Source organism: Variovorax sp. 01N425 (genome assembly GCF_056399465.1).
In genome coordinates, this window is the sequence record NZ_JBFTRJ010000033.1 from 1 (window position 1) to 21,013 (window position 21,013).

Annotated in this window: 21 protein-coding genes; 7 read left to right on the forward strand and 14 right to left on the reverse strand. The window is 69.3% G+C overall.

Annotated features, from left to right (window positions below):
- A partial coding sequence (locus tag AC1DSC_RS31895; protein ID WP_478132030.1) for an MBL fold metallo-hydrolase occupies window positions 1–444 on the reverse strand: 444 nt, incomplete at its 3' end.
- A gap of 145 nt (window positions 445–589) precedes the next feature.
- On the opposite strand from AC1DSC_RS31895, the gene AC1DSC_RS31900 reads away from it, so the two are divergent.
- Together AC1DSC_RS31900 and AC1DSC_RS31905 are read left to right on the forward strand one after the other, a co-directional pair.
- Window positions 590–1,453: an IclR family transcriptional regulator gene (locus AC1DSC_RS31900; protein ID WP_436287153.1), complete on the forward strand. Its 864-nt coding sequence runs from the start codon at window positions 590–592 to the stop codon at window positions 1,451–1,453.
- Entirely contained in the window at window positions 1,450–2,199 is a 750-nt protein-coding gene (locus AC1DSC_RS31905) for an SIR2 family NAD-dependent protein deacylase (protein ID WP_027730062.1), read from the forward strand. The genes AC1DSC_RS31900 and AC1DSC_RS31905 overlap by 4 nt, the downstream gene beginning before the upstream one ends.
- 10 nt (window positions 2,200–2,209) lie before the next feature.
- Here AC1DSC_RS31905 and AC1DSC_RS31910 read toward each other — a convergent pair whose 3' ends face one another.
- From AC1DSC_RS31910 to AC1DSC_RS31935, 6 genes are all read right to left on the reverse strand, one after another.
- Window positions 2,210–2,431 (reverse strand): hypothetical protein, encoded by a 222-nt coding sequence (locus AC1DSC_RS31910; protein ID WP_012745458.1) that lies wholly within the window; start codon window positions 2,429–2,431, stop codon window positions 2,210–2,212.
- A 44-nt stretch (window positions 2,432–2,475) separates the two neighbouring features.
- On the reverse strand, window positions 2,476–3,147 hold the full coding sequence (locus AC1DSC_RS31915) for an ABC-type transport auxiliary lipoprotein family protein (protein WP_436287154.1): 672 nt from the start codon (window positions 3,145–3,147) through the stop codon (window positions 2,476–2,478).
- Window positions 3,148–3,161: 14 nt separating this feature from the next.
- A complete protein-coding gene (locus AC1DSC_RS31920) occupies window positions 3,162–4,133 on the reverse strand; it encodes an MlaD family protein (RefSeq protein ID WP_012745460.1) in 972 nt (323 codons plus the stop codon).
- A 14-nt stretch (window positions 4,134–4,147) separates the two neighbouring features.
- The gene (locus tag AC1DSC_RS31925) at window positions 4,148–4,966 is read right to left on the reverse strand and encodes an ABC transporter ATP-binding protein (RefSeq protein WP_012745461.1); all 819 of its coding nucleotides are present in this window, start codon (window positions 4,964–4,966) and stop codon (window positions 4,148–4,150) included.
- Window positions 4,963–6,129, reverse strand: coding sequence for an MlaE family ABC transporter permease (locus AC1DSC_RS31930; protein ID WP_012745462.1), 1,167 nt, complete (start codon window positions 6,127–6,129; stop codon window positions 4,963–4,965). Before AC1DSC_RS31930 ends, AC1DSC_RS31925 begins: the two co-directional genes overlap by 4 nt.
- A gap of 148 nt (window positions 6,130–6,277) precedes the next feature.
- Window positions 6,278–7,183 (reverse strand): LysR family transcriptional regulator, encoded by a 906-nt coding sequence (locus AC1DSC_RS31935; RefSeq protein WP_012745463.1) that lies wholly within the window; start codon window positions 7,181–7,183, stop codon window positions 6,278–6,280.
- Window positions 7,184–7,320: 137 nt separating this feature from the next.
- Between AC1DSC_RS31935 and AC1DSC_RS31940 the strand changes: the two genes are divergently transcribed.
- Window positions 7,321–8,949, forward strand: a complete 1,629-nt coding sequence (locus tag AC1DSC_RS31940; protein ID WP_436287155.1) for a GMC family oxidoreductase — start codon at window positions 7,321–7,323, stop codon at window positions 8,947–8,949.
- A 296-nt stretch (window positions 8,950–9,245) separates the two neighbouring features.
- Here the strand turns inward: AC1DSC_RS31940 and AC1DSC_RS31945 are convergent, their stop codons facing one another.
- Genes AC1DSC_RS31945 through AC1DSC_RS31975 form a run of 7 tightly spaced genes read right to left on the reverse strand, consistent with a single transcriptional unit; the run spans window position 9,246 to window position 15,916 of the window.
- Window positions 9,246–10,322 carry an ABC transporter substrate-binding protein gene (locus AC1DSC_RS31945; RefSeq protein ID WP_012745465.1) on the reverse strand — a complete coding sequence of 359 codons (1,077 nt, stop codon included), beginning with the start codon at window positions 10,320–10,322 and terminating at the stop codon, window positions 9,246–9,248.
- A gap of 12 nt (window positions 10,323–10,334) precedes the next feature.
- Entirely contained in the window at window positions 10,335–11,471 is a 1,137-nt protein-coding gene (locus tag AC1DSC_RS31950; RefSeq protein WP_436287156.1) for an NAD(P)/FAD-dependent oxidoreductase, read from the reverse strand.
- Complete coding sequence (locus AC1DSC_RS31955) at window positions 11,468–12,883, reverse strand: FAD/NAD(P)-dependent oxidoreductase (RefSeq protein ID WP_436287157.1); 1,416 nt, start codon at window positions 12,881–12,883, stop codon at window positions 11,468–11,470. Before AC1DSC_RS31955 ends, AC1DSC_RS31950 begins: the two co-directional genes overlap by 4 nt.
- Window positions 12,880–13,191 (reverse strand): (2Fe-2S)-binding protein, encoded by a 312-nt coding sequence (locus tag AC1DSC_RS31960; RefSeq protein WP_436287158.1) that lies wholly within the window; start codon window positions 13,189–13,191, stop codon window positions 12,880–12,882. Before AC1DSC_RS31960 ends, AC1DSC_RS31955 begins: the two co-directional genes overlap by 4 nt.
- A gap of 7 nt (window positions 13,192–13,198) precedes the next feature.
- Window positions 13,199–13,993, reverse strand: coding sequence for an ABC transporter permease (locus AC1DSC_RS31965; protein ID WP_027729783.1), 795 nt, complete (start codon window positions 13,991–13,993; stop codon window positions 13,199–13,201).
- A gap of 4 nt (window positions 13,994–13,997) precedes the next feature.
- Window positions 13,998–14,849 (reverse strand): ABC transporter permease, encoded by an 852-nt coding sequence (locus AC1DSC_RS31970; RefSeq protein ID WP_018903904.1) that lies wholly within the window; start codon window positions 14,847–14,849, stop codon window positions 13,998–14,000.
- The gene (locus tag AC1DSC_RS31975; RefSeq protein WP_436287159.1) at window positions 14,846–15,916 is read right to left on the reverse strand and encodes an ABC transporter ATP-binding protein; all 1,071 of its coding nucleotides are present in this window, start codon (window positions 15,914–15,916) and stop codon (window positions 14,846–14,848) included. Before AC1DSC_RS31975 ends, AC1DSC_RS31970 begins: the two co-directional genes overlap by 4 nt.
- Window positions 15,917–16,120: 204 nt before the next feature.
- Here AC1DSC_RS31975 and AC1DSC_RS31980 point away from each other — a divergent pair, with 204 nt between their 5' ends.
- The 4 genes from AC1DSC_RS31980 to AC1DSC_RS31995 all read left to right on the forward strand — a co-directional run bounded on the left by AC1DSC_RS31980 (window position 16,121) and on the right by AC1DSC_RS31995 (window position 20,911).
- On the forward strand, window positions 16,121–16,981 hold the full coding sequence (locus tag AC1DSC_RS31980) for an IclR family transcriptional regulator (protein ID WP_436287160.1): 861 nt from the start codon (window positions 16,121–16,123) through the stop codon (window positions 16,979–16,981).
- Between the two features lie 168 nt (window positions 16,982–17,149).
- Complete coding sequence (gene amaB, locus AC1DSC_RS31985) at window positions 17,150–18,688, forward strand: L-piperidine-6-carboxylate dehydrogenase (protein WP_012745473.1); 1,539 nt, start codon at window positions 17,150–17,152, stop codon at window positions 18,686–18,688.
- Window positions 18,689–18,782: 94 nt separating this feature from the next.
- Window positions 18,783–19,688 (forward strand): amino acid ABC transporter substrate-binding protein, encoded by a 906-nt coding sequence (locus tag AC1DSC_RS31990; protein ID WP_027729779.1) that lies wholly within the window; start codon window positions 18,783–18,785, stop codon window positions 19,686–19,688.
- Window positions 19,685–20,911 carry a pyridoxal phosphate-dependent aminotransferase gene (locus AC1DSC_RS31995; RefSeq protein ID WP_436287161.1) on the forward strand — a complete coding sequence of 409 codons (1,227 nt, stop codon included), beginning with the start codon at window positions 19,685–19,687 and terminating at the stop codon, window positions 20,909–20,911. Before AC1DSC_RS31990 ends, AC1DSC_RS31995 begins: the two co-directional genes overlap by 4 nt.
- Window positions 20,912–21,013 lie beyond the last annotated feature (102 nt).

The window sequence follows — 21,013 nt, forward strand, 5'->3', positions numbered from 1 at the left end:
CATCTTGCCGGTGAAGGTCATGGTGGGCCAGGTCAGGCCCGGCGGCACCGTCTCGACGTTCTGGAACAGGCGCGGGAAGCGGCCGATCTCGCTGGCCTTGTCCTGTTCGCCGCGCTCCACGATCAGGTCGCGCGTGTCCTGGCTGGCCAGGATGTGCTCGGCACCGTAGCCGGCCGCGCCCAGCACGCGCACCGCGTGGTAGTGCGTGAGCACCACGTACTTGATGGGCTTGTCGGTCACCTCGCGGATGCGGCGCACCACGTCGGCCGCCATGGCGGGCGTGGCCTGGGTGTCGGCCACCAGCACGCAATCGTCGCCGATCACGATGCCGGTGTTGGGGTCGCCCTCGGCCGTGTAGGCCCAGGCGTGTTCCGAGATCTGGCTGAAGGTGATCTTCTTCTCTTCCATGTCGGCCTGGCTGGCGAACTTCTTGGCTTGGCTCATCGTGTGTCTCCGTCGGGTGGATCGAAATTTGAGTTCGTCTAAAGCAAATGAATTTGCGGTTAACGAATTCCTGGAGTGTAAGCCCGAGATCAGTTCATGTCTAATCCCTTCTTCATGAACGAACAACCAGACGCCAAGGCGGGCCATGGCAGCCAATGACAACGACCGCGCCGCCCAGCGCGGCATCCAGAGCATCGAAGTGGGTGGCCAGCTGCTGCGCGCGCTGGTGCACCACGGCCGGCCGATGGCGCTGAAAGACCTGGCGCGCGAAGCCGACATGACGGCCGCCAAGGCCCATCCCTACATGGTGAGCTTCGGGCGGCTCGGTCTGATCGAGCAGGACCGCGCCAGCGGCCACTATCTGCTCGGCCCGCTGGCCTTGCAACTGGGGCTCATCAGCCTGCAGCAGGCCGACCCGGTGCACATTGCGACGCCGCTGATCGCCGAGGTGGCGCAGCGCATCGGCCACACGGTGGCGCTCGCGGTCTGGGGCGCGCGCGGCGCCACCATCGTGCGCACGGCCGAATCGCCGTCGCCGGTGCACGTGAACATGCGGCACGGCACGGTGTTCTCGCTCACCAACACGGCCTCGGGCCGGGTCTTTGCCGCCTACCTGCAGGCCGATGCGGTGCGGCAGCTGCTCGACGCCGAGCGCCAGCGCCAGAAGCAGCGCAAGGCCGGCGAAGAGCCGCCCGCGGCCGGCATGCCGCCGCAGCCGCCGCTGCCTTCGTGGGGCGAATTCGAGCGCCAGCTGCAGGAAGTGCGCACGCACGGCATCAGCCGCTCCGAAGGCGAGGTGATCGAGGGCGTGAGCGCCATGGCGGCGCCGGTGTTCGACCACACGGGCGCCATCGTGCTGTCGGTCACGGCCATCGGCCCGGCCGCCATCTTCGACACCGCCTGGGACGGCGAAATCGCACGCGCGCTCAAGGCCTGCGCGGGCACGGTGTCCGCGCGGCTGGGCGCAACGTCTGCCGGAAGAAAGGCTTCCGCACCGCTGGATCCATGAGCAGCCTGGGCACCGCTTCTTCTTCCACACCGCCCGTCGAATCCGCCATTGCCCTGCTGGGCGGCGCCCGGCGCATCGCCGTGCTGTCGGGCGCGGGGCTGTCCAAGGCTTCGGGCATTCCGACCTACCGCGACGCCGACGGCCTCTGGATGAACCAGAACGCGCTGCAGTTCTCCCACGCCGAAGACCTGCAGCGCGACCCCAAGGGCTTCACCCGCTTCTGGGCCCGGCGGCTTTCCACCGTCGAGGCCGCGCAGCCGAACCCCGGCCATGCGGCGCTCGCACTGCTGCAGCGGCTGCGCCCCGCCACGCGGCTCATCACGCAGAACGTCGACGGCCTGCTCTCGATCGCGGGCGGGCTGGACGTGCTCGAACTGCACGGCTCGCTGCGCCGCTGGCGCTGCGACCACTGCGGCAACCGCCGCGGGCCCTGGCCCTTTCACCGCTGCATGCGCTGCGCCTCGCGCGCCCGGCCCGACGTCGTGATGTTCGGCGAGATGCTGAACCCAGGCGTGCTGCACGACGCCCAGGTGGCGGCGCAGGAATCGGACGTGTTCATGGTGGTCGGCAGCACGGCGGTGGTCTACCCGGCGGCCGAGCTGCCGCAGCTGGCGATGTCGCGCGGCGCGCGGCTGATCACGCTCAACATGGAGCCGCTGCCGCAACTGGACGCGGCGGCGGCGGTGGTCCTGCGCGGCGCGGCGGAGGTTCTTCTGCCGCGGCTCCTGGCGGGGATCGGCGGCTGAGGGCTCGCGCTCAGCCCTTCTTGCCCCCGAGCAGCACCAGCGCCCCGCCCACCACGATGGCGGCCACGCTGGCCCAGGCCGGGAAGTTGACCTGCTGCTTTTCCTTCACCGAGAACTCCAGCGGCCCCAGCTTGGCCTGGTGCGTTTCCTTCGTGAAGCTGAAGCCGCCGAGGCCGAGGCCCGCGATGCCCGCGACGATGAGCAGGATGCCGATGATGCGTGTGGCGTTCATGGTGGGTCTCCTCCGTTGGTGGAAAAAAGCGCTTCGAGCCGAGCTTACTGCCGCGGCAGCTGGTCCACCCACTGCACGACCTCGGCCACGGCCGCGTCGGTGGCCGCGGCCAGCGCCTTGACGCCGCCGGGTGCATCGGCGCTCGGCGCGGGGCGGCGCACGGTGAAGCTGCGCTGGCCCAGCACGCGGTCGCCGCCGGTGGTGCCGCGGATCAGCGTGGCGCGCAGGCGCACCAGGCCGGCGCTGCTGCTGGCCGATTCGAAGTAGTGGCTGAACTCGTCGAGCGAGATGCGCAGCGTGTCGGGCACCTTGCCCTCGGCGCGCGCAATGGTCGCGCTTTCTTCCGGGCCGAGCACGGTGCGCCGCTCGGCGAGCGCCTCGCGCAGCCGCTGGCGCAGCAGCTGCGCCGGCGCCAGGCTCCAGCGCGACTGGCCGTAGGGGCGCAGCTCGTTGGCATCGGCATAGCCGAGCCGGTAGAGGATCTGCGTGCTGTCGAGCCGCGTGTTGCTCTCGATCTCGGCCAGCGCGAGCGTGGGCAGCGCGGCCGCGGGCGGGTTGGCGGCTGGGGCCGGCGCGGCCGGCCCGGGTCCGAAGTCGTACAGCGTGGCGCGCGCGGGCTTGTCGGGCAGGGCGCTGCAGCCCGCAAGCAGCAGCGTAAGGCCGGCGCAGGCGGCCAGGCGCGGAGGGAGGCGAAGGATGGCGTTCTTCTTCATCATGGTCATCATCACGTTCAGGGACGTGCCAGCGAATGGGTGGAGGGCGGCGCCGAAAAACCGGGCTCGCCGGGCCCGGCAGCGGTGCCGCCGTTGCCGAACAGCAGCGACTGCGGGTTGTCGTTGATGCTGTCGGCCGCGCGGCCGAGCCGGCGCACCGCGCGCGAGGTGTCGTCGGCCACGCGGTTCACGCGCGGCAGCGTGGCGGCGTTGAACGAATCGACCGATTGCGCGAGCGCCTTGGTGCCCTCGCTCAGCCGCTCGATCGGGCCATCGGGCGCGTTGAGCCGGCCCACGGTGGTGTTGAAGTTGTTGGCCACGCGCGAGACGTCGCCGGCCGCGGTCTTCACCGAAGACAGCGTGTTGGGCAGCGCCGCCAGCGCCGGGTTCAGCCCGGTCTTCACCGTGTTGTCGAGCTGCTTGAGCAGCGTGTTGGCGCTGGCCGAGGCCGCCGCGATGTTCTCCAGCGCATCGGCCGCGCGCTTCTGGTTGTCGTCGCTCAGCAGCTGGTTGGCGCGCTTGGTCGCCTCGTCGACCTGGTTGACGATGGCTTCGCCGCGGTCCTGCAGCTGCGCCAGCATCGAGGGCTTGAGCGGAATGCGCGGCGGATCCTCGTTGTTGGGCGCGAGCGCCACGTTCGATTCGCCCTTGTCGTCCAGCGCGATGAAGGCCAGGCCGGTCACGCCCTGGTAGCTCAGCGTGGCAAAGCTCGAGGTGGTGAGCGGCACGCGCTGGTCGACCGTGATGCGCACGCGCACGTTGCCCTTGGTCTTGGGGTCGAAGTCGATCGAGGTCACCTTGCCGACCGCGATGCCGCGGTAGCGCACCATGGCCTGCGGCTGCAGCCCGCTGACCGGGTCGCGCGTGGAGAGTTCGTAGGTGTTGCGCACGGTGCTGTCGCGCGTGAACCAGACCACCAGCCCCACGAGCACGGCGATGAGGCCGAGCACGAAGGCGCCGGCGGCGATGGCATGGGCTTTGTTTTCCATGGTGTGGCTACCTTTCAGCGGGCCGCGCCGGCGGGGGCCGGCGCGGCGTTGGCGGGTTTGTCATGCAGGGCCTCCAGCGCGCGCTGGCCGCGCCCGCCCAGGAAATATTCGTGGATGAACGGATGCGGATAGGCGATCACCTCGCGCGCCGAGCCGCTGACGATGACCTTGTGGTCGGCCAGCACCGCGATGCGGGTGCTCAGGTCGAACAGGGTGTCCAGGTCGTGCGTGACCATCACCACCGTCAGGCCCAGCTCGCGGTGCAGGCCGCGCAGCAGGTCGCAGAAACTGTCGGAGGCCTCGGGGTCCAGGCCCGCGGTGGGTTCGTCCAGGAGCAGCAGCGGCGGGTCCATGATGAGCGCGCGCGCCAGCGCCACGCGCTTGATCATGCCGCCCGAGAGGTCGGCCGGGCTCATGTTGGCATGCCGCGGCTCCAGGCCCACCATCTGCAGCTTGACCAGCGCCGCGTTGCGGATCAGCTCGTCGGGCAGCAGCTTGAGTTCGCGCAGCGGAAAGGCGATGTTCTCGAGCACGCTGAAGGCCGAGAACAGCGCGCCGTGCTGGAACAGCATGCCCACGTTGGCCGCGCCCTTGGCGCTGAGTTCGCCGGGCGCCTGGCCCAGCACCTCGACCGTGCCCTTGGTCGGCTTCTCGAGCCCGAGGATCTGGCGCAGCAGCACCGTCTTGCCGGTGCCCGAGCCGCCCACCAGCGACAGCACCTCGCCGCGCTCGATGCGCAGCTCGAGGTCGCGGTGCACCACGACCTCGCCGTCGGCGCTCTTGAACACCGTCCAGAGCTTGCGGATGTCGACGACGACCGAAGAGTCGTTCATGCCCGGAACCCCACGCCCTTGAACAGCACCGCGAACAGTGCGTCGACCAGGATCACCGCGGTGATCGAGGTCACCACCGACGAGGTGGTGCCGCGGCCCAGGCTCTCGGTGTTGGGCTTGACCTTCATGCCGAAGTAGCAGCCGATCAGCGCAATCAAAATGCCGAACACCGCCGACTTCGCGAGCGCGAGCCAGAGGTTCGAGATCGGCACCGCGCGCGGCAGCGCCGAGAGAAAGTAGGCCGGCGAAATGTCGAGCGCGGCGTCGGCTGCGAGCATGCCGCCCAGGAGCGCCGCCATCGAGGTCCAGAGGCTGATCAGCGGCATTGCGATGGCCAGCGCCATCACGCGCGGCATCACCAGCCGGAAGCCGTGCGGAATGCCCATCACGCGCATCGCGTCGAGCTCCTCGGTCACGCGCATCACGCCGATCTGCGCCGTGATGGCCGAGCCCGAACGGCCCGCGATCAGCACCGCGGCCAGCACCGGCCCGAGCTCGCGGATCAGCGACAGCCCGAGGATGTTGACCACGAAGGCCTCGGCGCCGTACTGGCGCAGCTGCTGCGAGATCAGGTAGGCCAGCACCACGCCGATCAACAGGCCCACCAGCGCCGTGATGTGCAGCGCGGTGGCGCCGAACTGGTAAAGATGCCCCGAGAAATCGCGCCACGGCCCGCGGTGCGGCGCCCGCAGCAGCGTGCAGGCGTCGAGCGCGAGCTGGCCGATCAGCCCCACGAAGTCGCGCGCCACCTCCAGCCCGCGCGCACCGGTGTGCGAGAAATGCCGCAGCCGCTCGGCCAGCGTGGGCGGCGGCTCCTCGGGCGTGCCCACGGTGAACTGCGCCACCTGGTCGAGCACCGCCTTGTGCTGCGGCGACAGCTCCAGCGTGGCCGGCCAGCGGTGGCGCCAGTGGTCCCACAGCAGCTGCGCGCCGATGTGGTCGAGCTGTTCGATCGGGCGCAGGTCCCAGGCGCGGCCGTCGGCGGGGGGCGCGCCGGCCAGGTCCTTGGAAAGCGCCTGCCACGCGCTGCGCGACGACATGGCCAGCGTGGTCCACCGGCCACTGGCGACGGTCCAGCTGCGGCCGTCCTGCTCGCGCTCGTCGATGCGGGGCAACACGCTGTCGGCGGCGGGTGCGTCGGCAGGCGGGGTTGCTAGGGACATGATGCGGCGGTAGGGGGCGAAGTAAGAAGAAAGAGGCGGTGCGGAAGGGCGCATCGTAACCGGATGAGTCGACATTCCCGGTGCGCCGCGGCGCCGCTTCGCGTAGGGCGGAACGCCGTTTCGCCGGTCATTCGTAACCCTTTTCCGCTCAGTTCCAGGCCCGCGCGAGCGCGTTCCATGCGCTCGCGATCACCGGCTCGTTGCGCCGCGCCGCCAGCGAGACGAAGCGCAGCGCGCAGTCCAGCTGCACGCGGTCGGCCATCACGAGGCCGTGCGACTGGCTTTCTCGGATAGCGATCGAGTCGCGCAGCAGGCTCAGGCCCACGCCCGATTTCAGCAGGTCGAGCATCGAGGCCTCCTGGTCCACCAACGCCACGCGGCGCGGCGACAGCCCGAGCGGGCCGAACACTTTTTCCAGCAGCTGGTGGTGCGCCGACTCGGGCGGCGTGGCCAGCCAGGGCAGCGCGGCCAGCGCCTTCCAGTCGCGGCCCAGCACCTGCGGGCCCCAGCCCGCGGGCGCGACCACGCGGTAGGTGAAGCGCGTGAGCGTGCGCGCCGCGAGCGGCGCCGGCGTGGCGGCATCGCCCCCGTCCGCATCGAGGTGGAAGCCCACGTCGAGCTCGCCGCGCAGCACCTGGGCCAGCACCGTGCCGCTCATGCCGTGGCGCAGCTCGGTCTCGATCTGCGGGGCCGACTCCACCAGCTCGCGCAGGAAAACGCCGAGCCGGGTGAACTCCGGGTCGAGGATGGTGCCGATGCGCAACGCCCCGCGCACCGTGCCCTGCAGGTTGCGCGCGGCCTGCTGCAGGTCGCCCACGGCCGCGAGCACGCGCTCGGCTTGCGGCAGCAGCGCGGCGCCATCGGCTGTGAGCGCCAGCCCGTGCGGCGTGCGCGTGAAGAGCTGCAGCCCGGTTTCCTCTGCCAGGCGCTTGAGCTGCAGGCTCACCGCCGGCTGCGTCAGGTGCAGCCGCTCGGCCGCGCGCGACACATTGCCCTCGCGCGCCGCCAGCACGAAGGCACGCAGAATCTGGAGGTCCAAGGCGGCGGCAGTCATATAAGAACGATTTATATGCCAACCGCGCCGAAATCATTGGCTTTTTGCGCATGGCTTGGGAGAAACTGCGGCCGAAGCCCCTCACCGGGCCCATGAGCAAAAGAAATACCGTCGACCCCCGGAGACAAGCCAGCGCCATGAGCGACAACACATTCGACTACATCGTCATCGGCGGCGGCACGGCCGGCGCATTGATGTGCAACCGCCTCACCCGCAAATCGCAGCAGCGCACGCTGCTGATCGAGGCCGGCCGCAAGGACGACTACCACTGGATCCACATTCCGGTGGGCTACCTCTACTGCATCGGCAACCCGCGCACCGACTGGCTCTACAGCACCGAGCCCGACGCGGGGCTCAACGGCCGCGTGCTGCGCTATCCGCGCGGCAAGACGCTGGGCGGCTGCTCCAGCATCAACGGCATGATCTACATGCGCGGCCAGTCGCGCGACTACGACCAGTGGGCGCAGCTCACGGGCGACGACGCCTGGCGCTGGCAGAACGTGCTGCCCGATTTCAAGAAGCACGAGGACTACTACCTCGGCGCCGACGAACTGCACGGCGCCGGCGGCGAATGGCGGGTGGAGAAGCAGCGCCTGCGCTGGGACATCCTCGACGCCTTCGCCGAGGCCGCGGTGCAGGCCGGCGTGCCGCACAGCACCGACTTCAACCGCGGCAGCAACGAAGGCGTCGGCTATTTCCAGGTCAACCAGAAGAACGGCTGGCGCTGGAACACCGCCAAGGCGTTCCTGCGGCCGGTCTGCTATGGCCGGCCCAACTTCGAGATGTGGGTCAACGCGCACGTCACCAAGCTGATCGTCGAGACCCAGCCCGACGGTAGCCGGCGCTGCACCGGCGTGCAGGTGTGGGACGGCCGCGAGATGGTCATCGCCCATGCCACGCGCGAGGTGGTGCTGTGCGCGGGCAGCATCGGCTCGCCGCAGATCCTGCAGCTCTCGGGCATCGGCCCGGCCGAGCTGCTGCGCCAGCACGGCATCGAGGTGGCGGTCGACGCGCCCGGCGTCGGGGCCAACCTGCAGGACCACCTGCAGATCCGCGCGGTCTACAAGATCAACGGCGCGCCCACGCTCAACGTGCTGGCCTCGTCGATGGTCGGCAAGGCGAAGATCGGCCTCGAATACCTGATGAAGCGCAGCGGGCCGATGAGCATGGCGCCGTCGCAGCTGGGCGCGTTCACGCGCAGTTCGCCCGAGCATGAATGGCCCAATCTCGAATACCACGTGCAGCCGCTGTCGCTCGATGCCTTCGGCGATCCGCTGCACAGCTTTCCGGCCTTTACCGCGAGCGTGTGCAACCTCAACCCCACGAGCCGCGGCAGCGTGCGCATCAAGAGCCCGCGCTTCCAGGATGCGCCCGCCATCGCGCCCAACTACCTGAGCACCGACGAAGACCGCAAGGTGGCGGCCGATTCGCTGCGCGTGACGCGCCGCATCGCCTCGCAGCCGGCGCTTGCCAAGTACAAGCCGGAAGAATGGAAGCCCGGCGTTCAATACCAGAGCGACGAAGACTTGGCGCGCCTGGCCGGCGACATCGCGACCACCATCTTCCATCCGGTCGGCACCACCAAGATGGGGGCGGACGGCGACCCGATGGCGGTGCTCGACTCGAAGCTGCGCGTGCGCGGCGTGCAGGGGCTGCGCGTGGTCGATGCGGGCGCGATGCCGACCATCACGAGCGGCAATACGAACAGTCCGACCTTGATGATGGCCGAGAAGGCTGCGGGGTGGATTCTGGAGGCGAACGGCTGAGGCGCTCTTGTTCTTGGCGCTGTTGTTCAGGGCGTGTGCACAGATCACCGGGTACTCCCCTCCGCGAATGTCCCCCGGCCTTCGGCCTCCTCCTTTATTTCGCTGCGGGGAGCACCCGATGCTCTGTGCACCGGGGCGCGCTGCTGGTGTATCGCTGATCAACCGGTGCTCTGAACACGCTCCCGCTGATGGGGTGCCTTGCGCAGCGAAATAAAGGAGGAGCGCGAAGCGCGGGGGACATTCGCGGAGCAAGGTACCCCATCGGCGGGAGCGCACCCCGACAGCCCCCTGTCAAATCACTTCTCGATCGTCTTGTTCCAACGCGCATTCCAAGCAGGACGGTTCGCATTGATGCTGTCCCAGTCGATGGTGACCGCCGTCTTCATCCACTTGTTGATGTCGGCCACCTGCGCCACCCCGTCGCCCACGGCCGGGGCCTTGGGGTTGGTGGGAATCTGCGCGCCGTACTGAAGCACGTTGGCCTGGGCCAGTGGGCTCAGCAGGAACTCGGCGAGCTTTTGCGACAGCTCGGGTTCGCTGTTGTTCGCGATCACGCACTGGCCCACCATCAGCACCACCGCGCCTTCCTTCGGCGGCGCGTACTCCACCGGAATGCCCTTGGTCTTGAGCGCCGCCACGGCCGTGGGCGTGAGCGGGAAGATCGCGGCCTCGCCGGTCTGCACCATCTCCGACAGCTTGGCCGAGCTCGGGATGTACTCCAGCACGTTCGGGCCGATGGTGGTGGGCCAGGCCTTGAAGCCGGGCTCCACGTTCTTGTCGTTGCCGCCCTGGATGCGGTTGAACATCAAAAAGCCGTGCAGCCCGAAGGACGATGACGACATCGACTGGAACACCACCTTGCCCTTGTACTTGGGATCGGCCAGGTCCATCCACGAGGTGGGCGGCGCCCAGCCCTTTTCCTTGAACATCTTCGCGTTGTAGGCCAGGCCCGTCATGCCCAGGCTCACGCCGCTGGCCATGTCGTCCTTGAAGCGCGCGGCCGGGTAGATCTCGGCCAGCGACGGGTTGGGCCGCTGCTTCTGGCACAGGCCCATGCCGATGGCGCGCACCATGATGCCGTCGTCCAGGAACATCACGTGCATCTGCGGGCGGTCCTTGTTGGCCTGCGCCTTCGCGAGGATGTCGGACGAGGTGCCCGGCACCACCACCACCTTGGCGCCGTAGAGCTTCTCGAAGGCCGGGAACACGTACTGCGTGTACGCCTTCTCCATGGTGCCGCCGTTCATGCCGATGTAGAGCGTCTTGGTCTGCGCGCCGGCCGCGCCGCCGGCCGCGAGCGCGGCCACCGCCGCCGCACCGAGCACGGTCCGGCGAAGAGAGAAGAAGGAAAAAATCTTCTGGAAACGGGACATGGTGTTTTCCTTTCAGGGTGGGGTGGGGGTGAAGCGTTCGATCGAGAAGCTCTCGATGGGCGTGCTGCTGCGGCCGTCGCGCACGAGTTCGGCCAGCACTTCGCCGGCAGCGGGGCCGACCTGGAAGCCCGCGCCCGAAAAGCCGAAGCCATGGAACAGGCCGGGCGTGGTGCGGCTCGGGCCGAGCACCGGCTGGCGGTCGGGCAGGTAGCCTTCGGTGCCGCTCCAGGTGCGGATGAAATGCGCATGGCGCAGCGCGGGCAGCAGCTCGACCGCCTGTGCGGAAAGCGAGGCGATGGCGTCGCGGTCGGAGCGGGCGCGGTCGGCATCGAGCGCCACGCCCTTGCCGCCGCCGCCCAGCACGAGATTGCCGCGCGCCACCTGGCGGCAGTAGATGCCGCCGCCCTCCACGCCAAGGCTCCAGTCCATGAAGAAGGGCAGCGGCTCTGTCACGGCCATCGCGGGATGGCCCGATTGCAGCGGCACCTCTTCGCCGAACTCGGTGGCGATCGATCCGGCCCAGGCGCCCGCGCAGTTGAGCAGCGCCGGCGCATGCACTTCGAGCGCATTGCCCGAGCGCAGCATGAAGGCCTGGCCGTCGTGCGCCACCTCGTCGACCTTGTGGCGCTCGAAGATCTGCGCGCCCGCGCGCTGCGCTGCGAGCGCGAAGGCCGGCGACACGAGGCGCGGATTGGCTTGGCCGTCTTCCGCGCACAGCGAGCCGCCCACGGCGCGCGTCCCGAGCCAGGGACATTGCTCGCGCAGGCGCGCGGCGGAGATCAGTTCGAGACCCAGGTCGAAGTCGCTGCTCAGCGCGCGGTAGCGCTCGAGCGAGGCCATGTCCGATTCGCTGCGCGCGATCTTGAAATGGCCCGAGCGGATGTATTCGCCGCCGGTGCCCAGCAGCTCGGGCAGCTGGCCCCAGATGCGGTGCGCACGCTGCGCGAGCGGCAGCTGGCTCACTGGCCGGCCTTGCCGGCGCACGCCGCCGTAGTTCACGCCGCTGGAACGCGAGCCGCAGAGGTCGCGCTCCAGCAGCACCACGCCCAGGCCCATGCGGCGCAAGGCCAGCGCGGCCGAAGCGCCGACGATGCCGCCGCCGACGATGGCGACGTCGGTCTGCAGCTTCTTGATGGCGGCTCGGCTCATGCGTCTGCTCCTTCGGCGGACACGAGCCGGATCGGAATCGGCTTGATCGGTGCCTGCCCGCGCAGCCGGCCCACCTGTTGCAGCGGCAGCCCCGTGGCATGCGCGAGGATCTCGGCCGCCGCCGCGCCGCACATGCGGCCCTGGCAGCGGCCCATGCCGATGCGCGACAGCGCCTTCAGGCGGTTCATCTCGTCGGCGCCGGTGGTGGCGACGGTCTGGCGCAAGGTGCCGGCCGTGATGTTTTCGCAGCGGCAGACCACCAGCTCGTCGCTGGCATGCGCGGCCCAGTCCTGCGGCACGGGGAAGGCGCGTTCGAGTCCCTCGCGGAATCCGGCGAGCTTGCCGAGCTTGCGTTCGAGTTCGGCGGCGCGCGCCGCATCGATTGCCATGCCGTTGTCCGCGAGCAGTGCCAGCGCCGCGCGCTCACCAGCCTGCTCCGCCGCGTCCGCGCCCATGATGCCGGCGCCGTCGCCCGCGAGGTACACACCTTCGAGGCTCGAGCGGCCCGCCGCATCGCGCACCGGCAGATGCGCGCGGTGCAGCGGCGCGAATTCGAAGCGGCAGCCGAGCAGGTCGGCCAGCTGCGTTTCGGAGCGCAGCGCGTAGCCGAAGCCGACGGCATCGCAGGCCAGCGTGCGCTCTTCGCCACCGTCCCTGCCGCCGTCCTGCCAGGCCACGCCCGTGACGCGGCCCTGCGCTTCGTCGCCGAGCACGCGAACCGGCCGCACGCCGCTGTGCAGCGGCACGCCGTGCGCGCGCAGCCAGCCCACGTAGTACACGCCCTTTGCGAATACCGCAGGCTGCGCCAGCATTGCTGGCGCGGCGGCGAGCTGGTCGGCGAAGCGCGCGGTGTCGAGCACCGCGGCCACTTCCACGCCGGCCTTCGCGTACTGGTATGCCACCAGGTACAGCAGCGGCCCGGTGCCCATGAACACCACGCGCTGCCCGATGGCGCAGCCCTGGAACTTCAGCGCCACCTGTGCGCCGCCCAGCGTGTAGACGCCGGGCAGCGTCCAGCCCGGCACGGGCAGCACGCGGTCGGTGGCGCCGGTCGCCACGATCAGATGGCTGTAGGGCACGCGGCGGGTGCTGCAGGTGGGGTTGTGCATCACGTCGAGCCGATGGTCCTGCGCGTTCCACACGAGGCTGTCGGGATGGTGGTCGATGCGGCCCCGCAGTGCATCGAAGGCCGCATGCACGGCATTGGCGCGCTGCGACTCGAAGCCGTAGAGCGTTCGCGCGCTGCGCTGCGCCAGGCTGGCGGGCGGACGGCGGTAGATCTGCCCGCCGGCGCGCGCGGCTTCGTCGATCACCACGGGCCGCAGGCCGTGCGCCACCAGCGTTTGCGCAGCGCGCACGCCGGCCGGCCCGGCGCCGACGACCACGGGGCGGATCCTGCTGGCCGCCGTCATGCGCCGCTCCTTCCTGTGACCAGCGCCATGCCGGGCGCGATGAAGGTCGAGCAGGCACGCAGCCGCTCGCCTTCGCTGGTGGAAATCCAGCAGTCCTGGCAGGCGCCCATCATGCAGAAGCCCGCGCGCGGCTGGCCGCTGAATTCGTTGCGGCGCAGTTGGCCGCATTGCGTGAGCACGGCCGTGAGCACCGTGTCGCCGGCCAGTGCGCTCGCGGCTGCGCCGTCGAGGGTGAAGGGCACGGCTTCGCGGCCGGTGGTCTCGGCCACGCGGTGCAGCAGGGCGTGTGGAGTTGTGGTTGTCGTCATTGCTTGCCTATCTGCGCCCCACCAGCACGCGGTCCAGCCCGTAGACGCGGTCGAGCACCACCATCGCGATGGCCGTCACCGCCACCATCAGCGCCGACACCGCCGCCATCAGCGGATCGATCGACTCGGTGGCATACATGTACATGCGCACCGGCAGCGTCACCGTGCTGGGCGAGGTGACGAAGATCGACATCGTCACTTCGTCGAAGCTGTTGATGAAGGACAGCAGCCAGCCGCCCGTCACGCCCGGCAGGATCATCGGCAGCGTGATGCGCCGGAACACCGTGGCCTGGCTCGCGCCCAGCGAGAGCGCGGCCTGCTCGGCGCTGCGGTCGAAGCCCACCAGCGCGGCCACCACGAGCCGCAGCGTGTAGGGCGTGACGATCAGCGCATGCGCCATCACCAGCCAGCCGAAGCTGCCCGTGCCGCCCACCAGCGCAAAGAGGCGCAGCAGGGCCACGCCCAGCACCAGGTGCGGAATGATCAGCGGCGAGAGGAACAGGCCGTTGAGGAAGTCGCGCCCCGGAAACGCGTAGCGCGTGATCGCCATGCCGGCCGGCACCGCGAGCAGCGTGGCGATGGTGGCCGAGGCCAGCGCAAGCCACAGGCTGTTCCAGAACGACTGCATGAAGTCGGGATGCGCGAACACCGCCTCGAACCAGCGCAGCGAGAAGTGCGTGGTCGGAATCGTCAGCGTGTTCTCGGGCGTGAACGCGACGATGCACACCACCACGAGCGGCGCCAGCATGAAGGTGATGACGAGCGCGTTGAACGCGAGGGCGAGGGGGCCGTTCTTGCTCATCGGATCACCCGAGCGCTTTCTTGTAGCGGCCTTCGACGAGGCGGTTGTAGCTCAGCATCACGATGAGGTTGGCCACCAGCAAGGTGAGCGCCACCGCCGCACCGAGCGGCCAGTTGAGTTCGCTCAGGTACTCGTCGTAGACCACCGTCGCCACCATCTTCAATCGGCGCCCGCCCAGGAGCCCCGGAATCGCGAACGAACTCGCGGCCAGGCCGAACACGATCAGGCTGCCCGAGAGAATGCCCGGCATCACCTGCGGCAGCACGATGCGGCGCAGCGTGGTGAAGGGCGAGGCCCTGAGCGAGAGCGCCGCGTTCTCCACGCCCGCGTCGAGCTTCTGCAGCGAGGTCCAGACCGGAATCACCATGAAGGGCAGCATCACGTGGACCAGCGCGACGATCACCGCGGTCTCGGTGTAGAGCATCTTCACCGGCCCGATGCCCACCAGCCGCAGCAGCCCGTTCACCGCGCCTTCGGGCCCGAGCAGCATGCTCCAGCCGAAGGCGCGCACCACCACCGACACCAAAAGCGGTGCCAGCACCACCAGCAGCAGCACCGAGCGCCACGGGTTGCGCATGCGGCTCAGCACGTAGGCTTCGGGCGCGCCGACCAGCACGCAGATCAAGGTGACGAGGCCCGAGATCCAGAAGGTGCGCCAGAAGATGCCGTGGTAGTACGAGTCGGTGAACACCTGCGCGTAGTGCGCGAGCGTGAACTCGCCGGCCTTCGGCCCCGTGGCCGGGTCGTAGACGTTGAACGACAGCACCGCGGTGAGCGCGAGCGGCACCACCAGCAGGGCCGCGAACAGCAGCAGCGCGGGCCCCGACAGCCACCAGGGCGTGGCCTTGCCCTTCATGCGGCCACCGCCTCGCCGGCCGGCAGCAGGCGCGTGCAGTGCGCGGGCCAGTCGATGCCGGCGGCATGGCCTTCGTCGAGCGCGTCGCGGCCGTCGTTGGGGCTCAGCACCATCAGGTCGCCGGCGGGCGTGCCCAGGCGGTAGAGCCACTGGCTGCCAAGGAAGAAGCGCTCCAGCACCCGGCCGTCGAGGCGGCCGCGGCCGGCCTCCACCAGCTGCAGCTTTTCGGGGCGCACGCTCATCAGCACCGCATCGCCCGGCTTGTAGCCGCTGTCGTCGACCTCGACCGCGAGCGCGCCCACCGCCACCTGGCAGCTGCGCGCGCCGCTGGCCGTGACGCGGCCGTCCAGCAGGTTGGCCTTGCCCACGAAGGTGGAGATGAAGCGCGTGCTCGGATGCTCGTACACGCGGTGCGGATGGTCGATCTGCGTGGCGCAGCCGCCTTCCATCACCACCACGCGGTCGCTGATCGACATGGCTTCGCTCTGGTCGTGCGTGACCATCACCGTGGTGGTGCCGACCTTGCGCTGGATCTGGCGCAGCTCGAACTGCATTTCCTCGCGCAGCTTGGCGTCCAGGTTGGAAAGCGGCTCGTCCAGCAGCAGCACCGGCGGCTCGATCACGAGCGCGCGGGCCAGTGCCACCCGCTGGCGCTGGCCGCCCGAGAGCTCGCGCGGGTAGCGCGCGGCGTGCGCTTCCAGGTGCACCAGCGCCAGCGCCTGCTTCACTCGTTCAGCGCGCTCGGCCTTGGGCATCTTGCGCATCTCGAGGCCGAAGCTCACGTTGTCGGCCACCGTCATGTGCGGGAACAGCGCGTAGGTCTGGAACACGATGCCCAGGCCGCGCGTGTTGGCCTTGGCATGCGTGATGTCCTTGCCCGCGAGCTCGATGCGCCCGCTCGACACCGGCTCGAAGCCCGCAATCATCTGCAGCGTCGTGGTCTTGCCGCAGCCCGAGGGGCCGAGCAGCGAGACGAACTCGCCCTTCTCCACCGTGAGGTTCATGGCCGACACGGCGCGCGTGGCGCCGTAGAACTTGGTCAGGTCGGTGAGCCGTAGGAACGACATGAAGGGCCTTTCTGCGGGATCGGGAAATGGCGTGCAGCAGCTTGGTGCATGCCATGGCAAGGAGAGAACTTTCAATTCACTCTATTGCAACGATCGCGCCAGAATGCCTCGGGTATTCCATTAATCAGAATCTTTATTAAATTTATTCCATTCAATGGAATATCATGTGGAAAATCGATCTCAGGAATTCCACAGGAGCAAGGTATGGAAACCCCCTCGGCCGCCAGCGGCGGCGTGCCGCGCGTCTTTTCGGTGATCCGCGCACTCGGCGCGGTGCAGGCCGAGGGCGGCCGCGTGACCCAGATTGCACGGTCCGTGGGCCTCACGCAGGCCACCACGCACCGCCTTTTGCAGTCGCTCATGGCCGAAGGCATGGTCGAGCAGGACGAGCGCAGCAAGCTCTACCGGCTGAGCATCGACTTCTTCGCGCTCGCGGCCAGCGCCGGCAATCCCGGCGACCTGCGCTCGATCTGCCGCCCGGTGCTGCTGCGCCTGTGCGCGAGCCTGGGCGACAGCATCTTCTTGCTGGCGCGCAGCGGCTTCGACGCGATCTGTCTCGACCGCAGCGAAGGGCCGTTTCCCATCCGCTCGTTCACGGGCGACATTGGCGGGCGCATCGCGCTGGGCGTGGGGCAGGGCGCGCTCGCGATCCTGGCCTTTTTGCCCGAGGCGGAGCGCGAAGAGGTGATCCGCTTCAATCTCTCGCGCGTGCGCGAGTACGGCGTGTACGACGAGGTGTATCTGCGCACCGAGATCGAGCGCGTGCGCCAGGCCGGCTATGCGGGGCGCAACACCGGCCTGCTCGAAGGCATGGCCGGCGTGGCCGTGCCCATCCTCGACCGCGAGGGCCGCGCGGTGGCCGCGCTCAGCGTGGGCACCATCGCCGACCGCCTCAATGCCGACCGCATGCCCACGGTGGTCGAGCTGCTCAAGCGCGAGGCGGCGGCCATCGGGCCGAAGATCAATCCTTTCGACGCCACCTTGCGGCGGCCGGCGCAGAGCCTCGCGGGTTCGCCGGCCGGGCAGCGCATCAGCCTGCCCGAGCCGCCGGGGCCTGTGGCCTGAAGGCGTTGCTTGTGCGCCGAGTGCACGAACGCTTCGGAAGTTCATTCCTGAAACGCACCAAGTCCTTCCGTTTTTTCGCTATGCAAGCAAGCCCTGTTCGCAGATATTGAGCTGTTGCCGCGTCGCCTTCCTTTCGTCTTGTCCTCTCTTCTCCACGCCGGAGCCTCCATGCCAGAAGCCCAAGCCTTTCTTTCCGTCGCCACCGAGATCGCGCAGCTGCTGCAGCGCCTCGGCGTTCCGGGTGCCGCCCATACCGGCGGCGAACTCACGGTGCGCTCGCCGGTCACCGGCGAGGTGGTCGCGCAGGTGCGGCAGACCACCGCCGCCGAAGCGGCCGCGGCCATCGGCCAGGCGCACGAGGCCTTCAAGGCCTGGCGCAGCGTGCCGGCGCCGCGCCGCGGCGAACTGGTGCGCCTGCTGGGCGAGGAGCTGCGCGCCGCCAAGGCCGACCTCGGCCGCCTCGTCACGCTCGAGGCCGGCAAGATCCCGTCCGAAGGCGCGGGCGAGGTGCAGGAAATGATCGACATCTGCGACTTCGCGGTCGGCCTCTCGCGCCAGCTCTACGGCCTCACGCTCGCCACCGAGCGCGCCGAGCACCGCATGATGGAAACCTGGCATCCGCTGGGCGTGTGCGGCGTGATCTCGGCCTTCAACTTTCCGGTGGCCGTGTGGTCGTGGAATGCGGCACTGGCGCTGGTGTGCGGCGATTCGGTGGTGTGGAAGCCGTCCGAAAAAACGCCGCTCACGGCTCTGGCCGTGCATGCCATTGCGCAGCGCGCCCTTGCACGCTTCGGCGATGCGCCCGAAGGCCTGCTCGGCCTGCTGCTGGGCCAGCGCGACATCGGCGAAGTGCTGGTCGACGACCACCGCGTGCCGATCCTTTCGGCCACGGGCTCCACCGCGATGGGCCGGCAGGTGGGGCCGAAGCTGGCCGCACGCTTCGCGCGCGCCATCCTCGAACTCGGCGGCAACAACGCGGCCATCGTCACGCCCTCGGCCGACCTCGACCTCACGCTGCGCGCCATCGCGTTCTCGGCCATGGGCACGGCCGGCCAGCGTTGCACCACGCTGCGCCGGCTGTTCGTGCACGACAGCGTGTACGACGCGCTGGTGCCCAAGCTCGCCAAGGTGTACGGCAACGTGCAGGTGGGCGATCCGCGCGAGGCCGGCACGCTGGTCGGCCCGCTGATCGACCGTGCGGCCTTCGACGGCATGCAGAAGGCCTTGGGCGAAAGCCGCGAGATCGGCGCCACGGTGCATGGCGGCCAGCGCGTGGAGGGCATTGGCACGAAGGACGCCTTCTATGTGCGCCCGGCGCTGGTCGAGCTCAAGTCGCACGACGGCCCGGTGCTGCGCGAAACCTTCGCACCCATTCTCTACGTGGTGCGCTACAGCGCGCTGGACGACGCCATCGAATGGCACAACGCGGTGGGCGCGGGCCTGTCGTCCTCGATCTTCACGCTCAACGTGCGCGAGGCCGAGCGCTTCCTGTCGAGCGCGGGCTCGGACTGCGGCATTGCCAACGTCAACATCGGCCCGAGCGGCGCCGAGATCGGCGGCGCCTTCGGCGGCGAGAAGGAAACCGGCGGCGGCCGCGAAGCCGGCTCCGACAGCTGGAAGGCGTACATGCGCCGCGCCACCAACACCATCAACTACTCGACCGCACTGCCGCTTGCCCAAGGCGTGACCTTCGAGATCAACGACTGACCGACCCCGGCCTTCCTGTCCTTGCCGCGCGGCGTTCCGCTGCAGCGGCCGGGCGGTGGCCGTGCCCAAGAAAAACAACCAGGAGACAGAGACCATGAAGATGCAATTGAAGACCCTCGCCATCGCTGCCGCGCTGCTCGCGCTCGCCTTCGGCGCTGCCGCGCAGCAGGCCCCGGCCGGCGGCACGCTCGACAAGATCAGGAGCAGCGGAAAGGCGGTGCTTGGCGTGCGCGAAGCCTCGCCGCCCATGGCCTACATGCTGGGCGCGAACGAGAAATACGTGGGCTACCACGTCGAGCTGTGCGAGCGCGTGCTCAAGGACATCGCGCCGCAGGCCAAGCTCGAATACATGGCCGTCACCGCGCAGAACACCATCCCGCTGGTGCAGAACGGCACGCTCGACATCGGCTGCGGCCCGACCACCAACAACACCGCGCGCCAGCAGCAGGTGGCGTTCGCGCTCACCACCTACGTGAGCGAGGTGCGCATGGCCACGCGCGTCGATTCGGGCATCAGCTCGCTCGACCAATTGGCCGGCCGCACCGTGTCGGCCTCCACCGGCACCACCGCCGTGCAGCTGCTGCGCAAGCGCGAGCGCGCGCAGAACACCACCATCACCACCATGCTCGGCAAGGACCACCTCGAAAGCTTTTTGCTGATGGAGTCGGGCCGCGCCGATGCCTTCGTGCTCGACGACAACCTGCTCGCCGGCATCATCGCGAACGCGAAGAATCCGTCGGCCTACCGCATCGTCGGCGATGCGCTGGGCTCCGAGCCCATCGCGCTGCTGTTCCGCAAGGACGATGCCACCTTCAAGGCCGCGGTGGACGACGCGCTGCGCCGCCTCATGAAGAGCGGCGAGCTCGAGAAGATCTACACCAAGTGGTTCGTCGCGCCGATTCCGCCGAAGAACACCAGCCTGAACCTGCCGATGAGCGCGGCGCTGAAACAGCTCATTGCCGAGCCCAACGACAAGCCGCTGGAGGCCTACGCGAAGTGACATCCGCTGTTCACGGTTCCGCATTCGAGCCCGCGCAGCGCGTGCGCGCCATCGGCGTGTCGGAGATCCTGCGCATCACCGACCATGCCAATGCGCTCAAGCGCGCCGGCCGGCCGGTGATCGTGCTGGGCGCGGGCGAGCCGGACTTCGACACGCCCGAGCCGATCCGCGCCGCCGCGGCCCGCGCCATGGAACGCGGCGACACGCGCTACACCGTGCTCGACGGCAGCCCGGCCATGAAGGCCGCGGTGCAGCTCAAGTTCAGGCGCGACAACGCGCTGGACTTCGCGCTTGATGAAATCAGCGTGGGCGCGGGCGCCAAGCAGGTGATCTTCAACGCGCTGATGGCCAGCCTGAACCCGGGCGACGAGGTGATCCTGCCCGCGCCGTACTGGACCTCCTACGCCGACATCGTGCAGATCTGCGGCGGCGTGCCGGTGAGCGTGCCCTGCGGCGAGACCAACGGCTTCAGGCTGGATGCCGCGCAGCTCGAGGCGGCCATCACGCCGCGCACGCGCTGGCTCTTCCTGAACTCGCCGTCCAACCCCTGTGGCGCGGCTTACAGCGCGGCGCAGCTCGCGCCGCTGTGCGAGGTGCTGCTGCGGCATCCCAAGGTGTGGGTGCTGGCCGACGACATCTACGAGCACATCCTCTACGACGGCCACGCGTTCGCCACGCCCACGGCCGTGGAGCCGCGGCTGCGCGACCGCACGCTCACCGTGAACGGCGTGTCCAAGGCCTATGCAATGACCGGCTGGCGCGTGGGCTACGGCGCCGGGCCGCGCGCGCTGATCGCGGCCATGGCGGTGGTGCAGAGCCAGTCGACCTCGTGTCCGTCGTCGGTGAGCCAGGCCGCCGCGATCGAGGCGCTCACGGGGCCGCAGCAGGTGGTGGCCGAGCGGCGCAACGACTTCCAGGCGCGGCGCGACTTCGTCGTGGCCGCCTTGAACCGTGCGCCGGGCCTGCATTGCCGCGTGCCCGAAGGCGCCTTCTATACCTTTGCCAGCTGCGCGGGCCTGCTCGGCCGGCGCACCCGCAGCGGCGCGCTGCTGCAGACCGACAGCGACTTCTGCAACTACCTGCTGCAGGATTTCGAAGTGGCGGTGGTGCCGGGCAGCGTGTTCGGGCTCGCGCCGTACTTCCGCATTTCGTACGCCACGTCGATGGCGCAGCTCGAGGAGGCGTGTGCACGCATTGCCGCGGCATGCGAAGCTCTCGAATGACCTCGCGTTTCTCCCTCCCCTTCCGGGGGAGGGCAGGGGTGGGGGCAGGCGGCGTATCGATCGCGGCGGCCCGGCCAGCGCCGCTTGCCCCCATCCCAACCT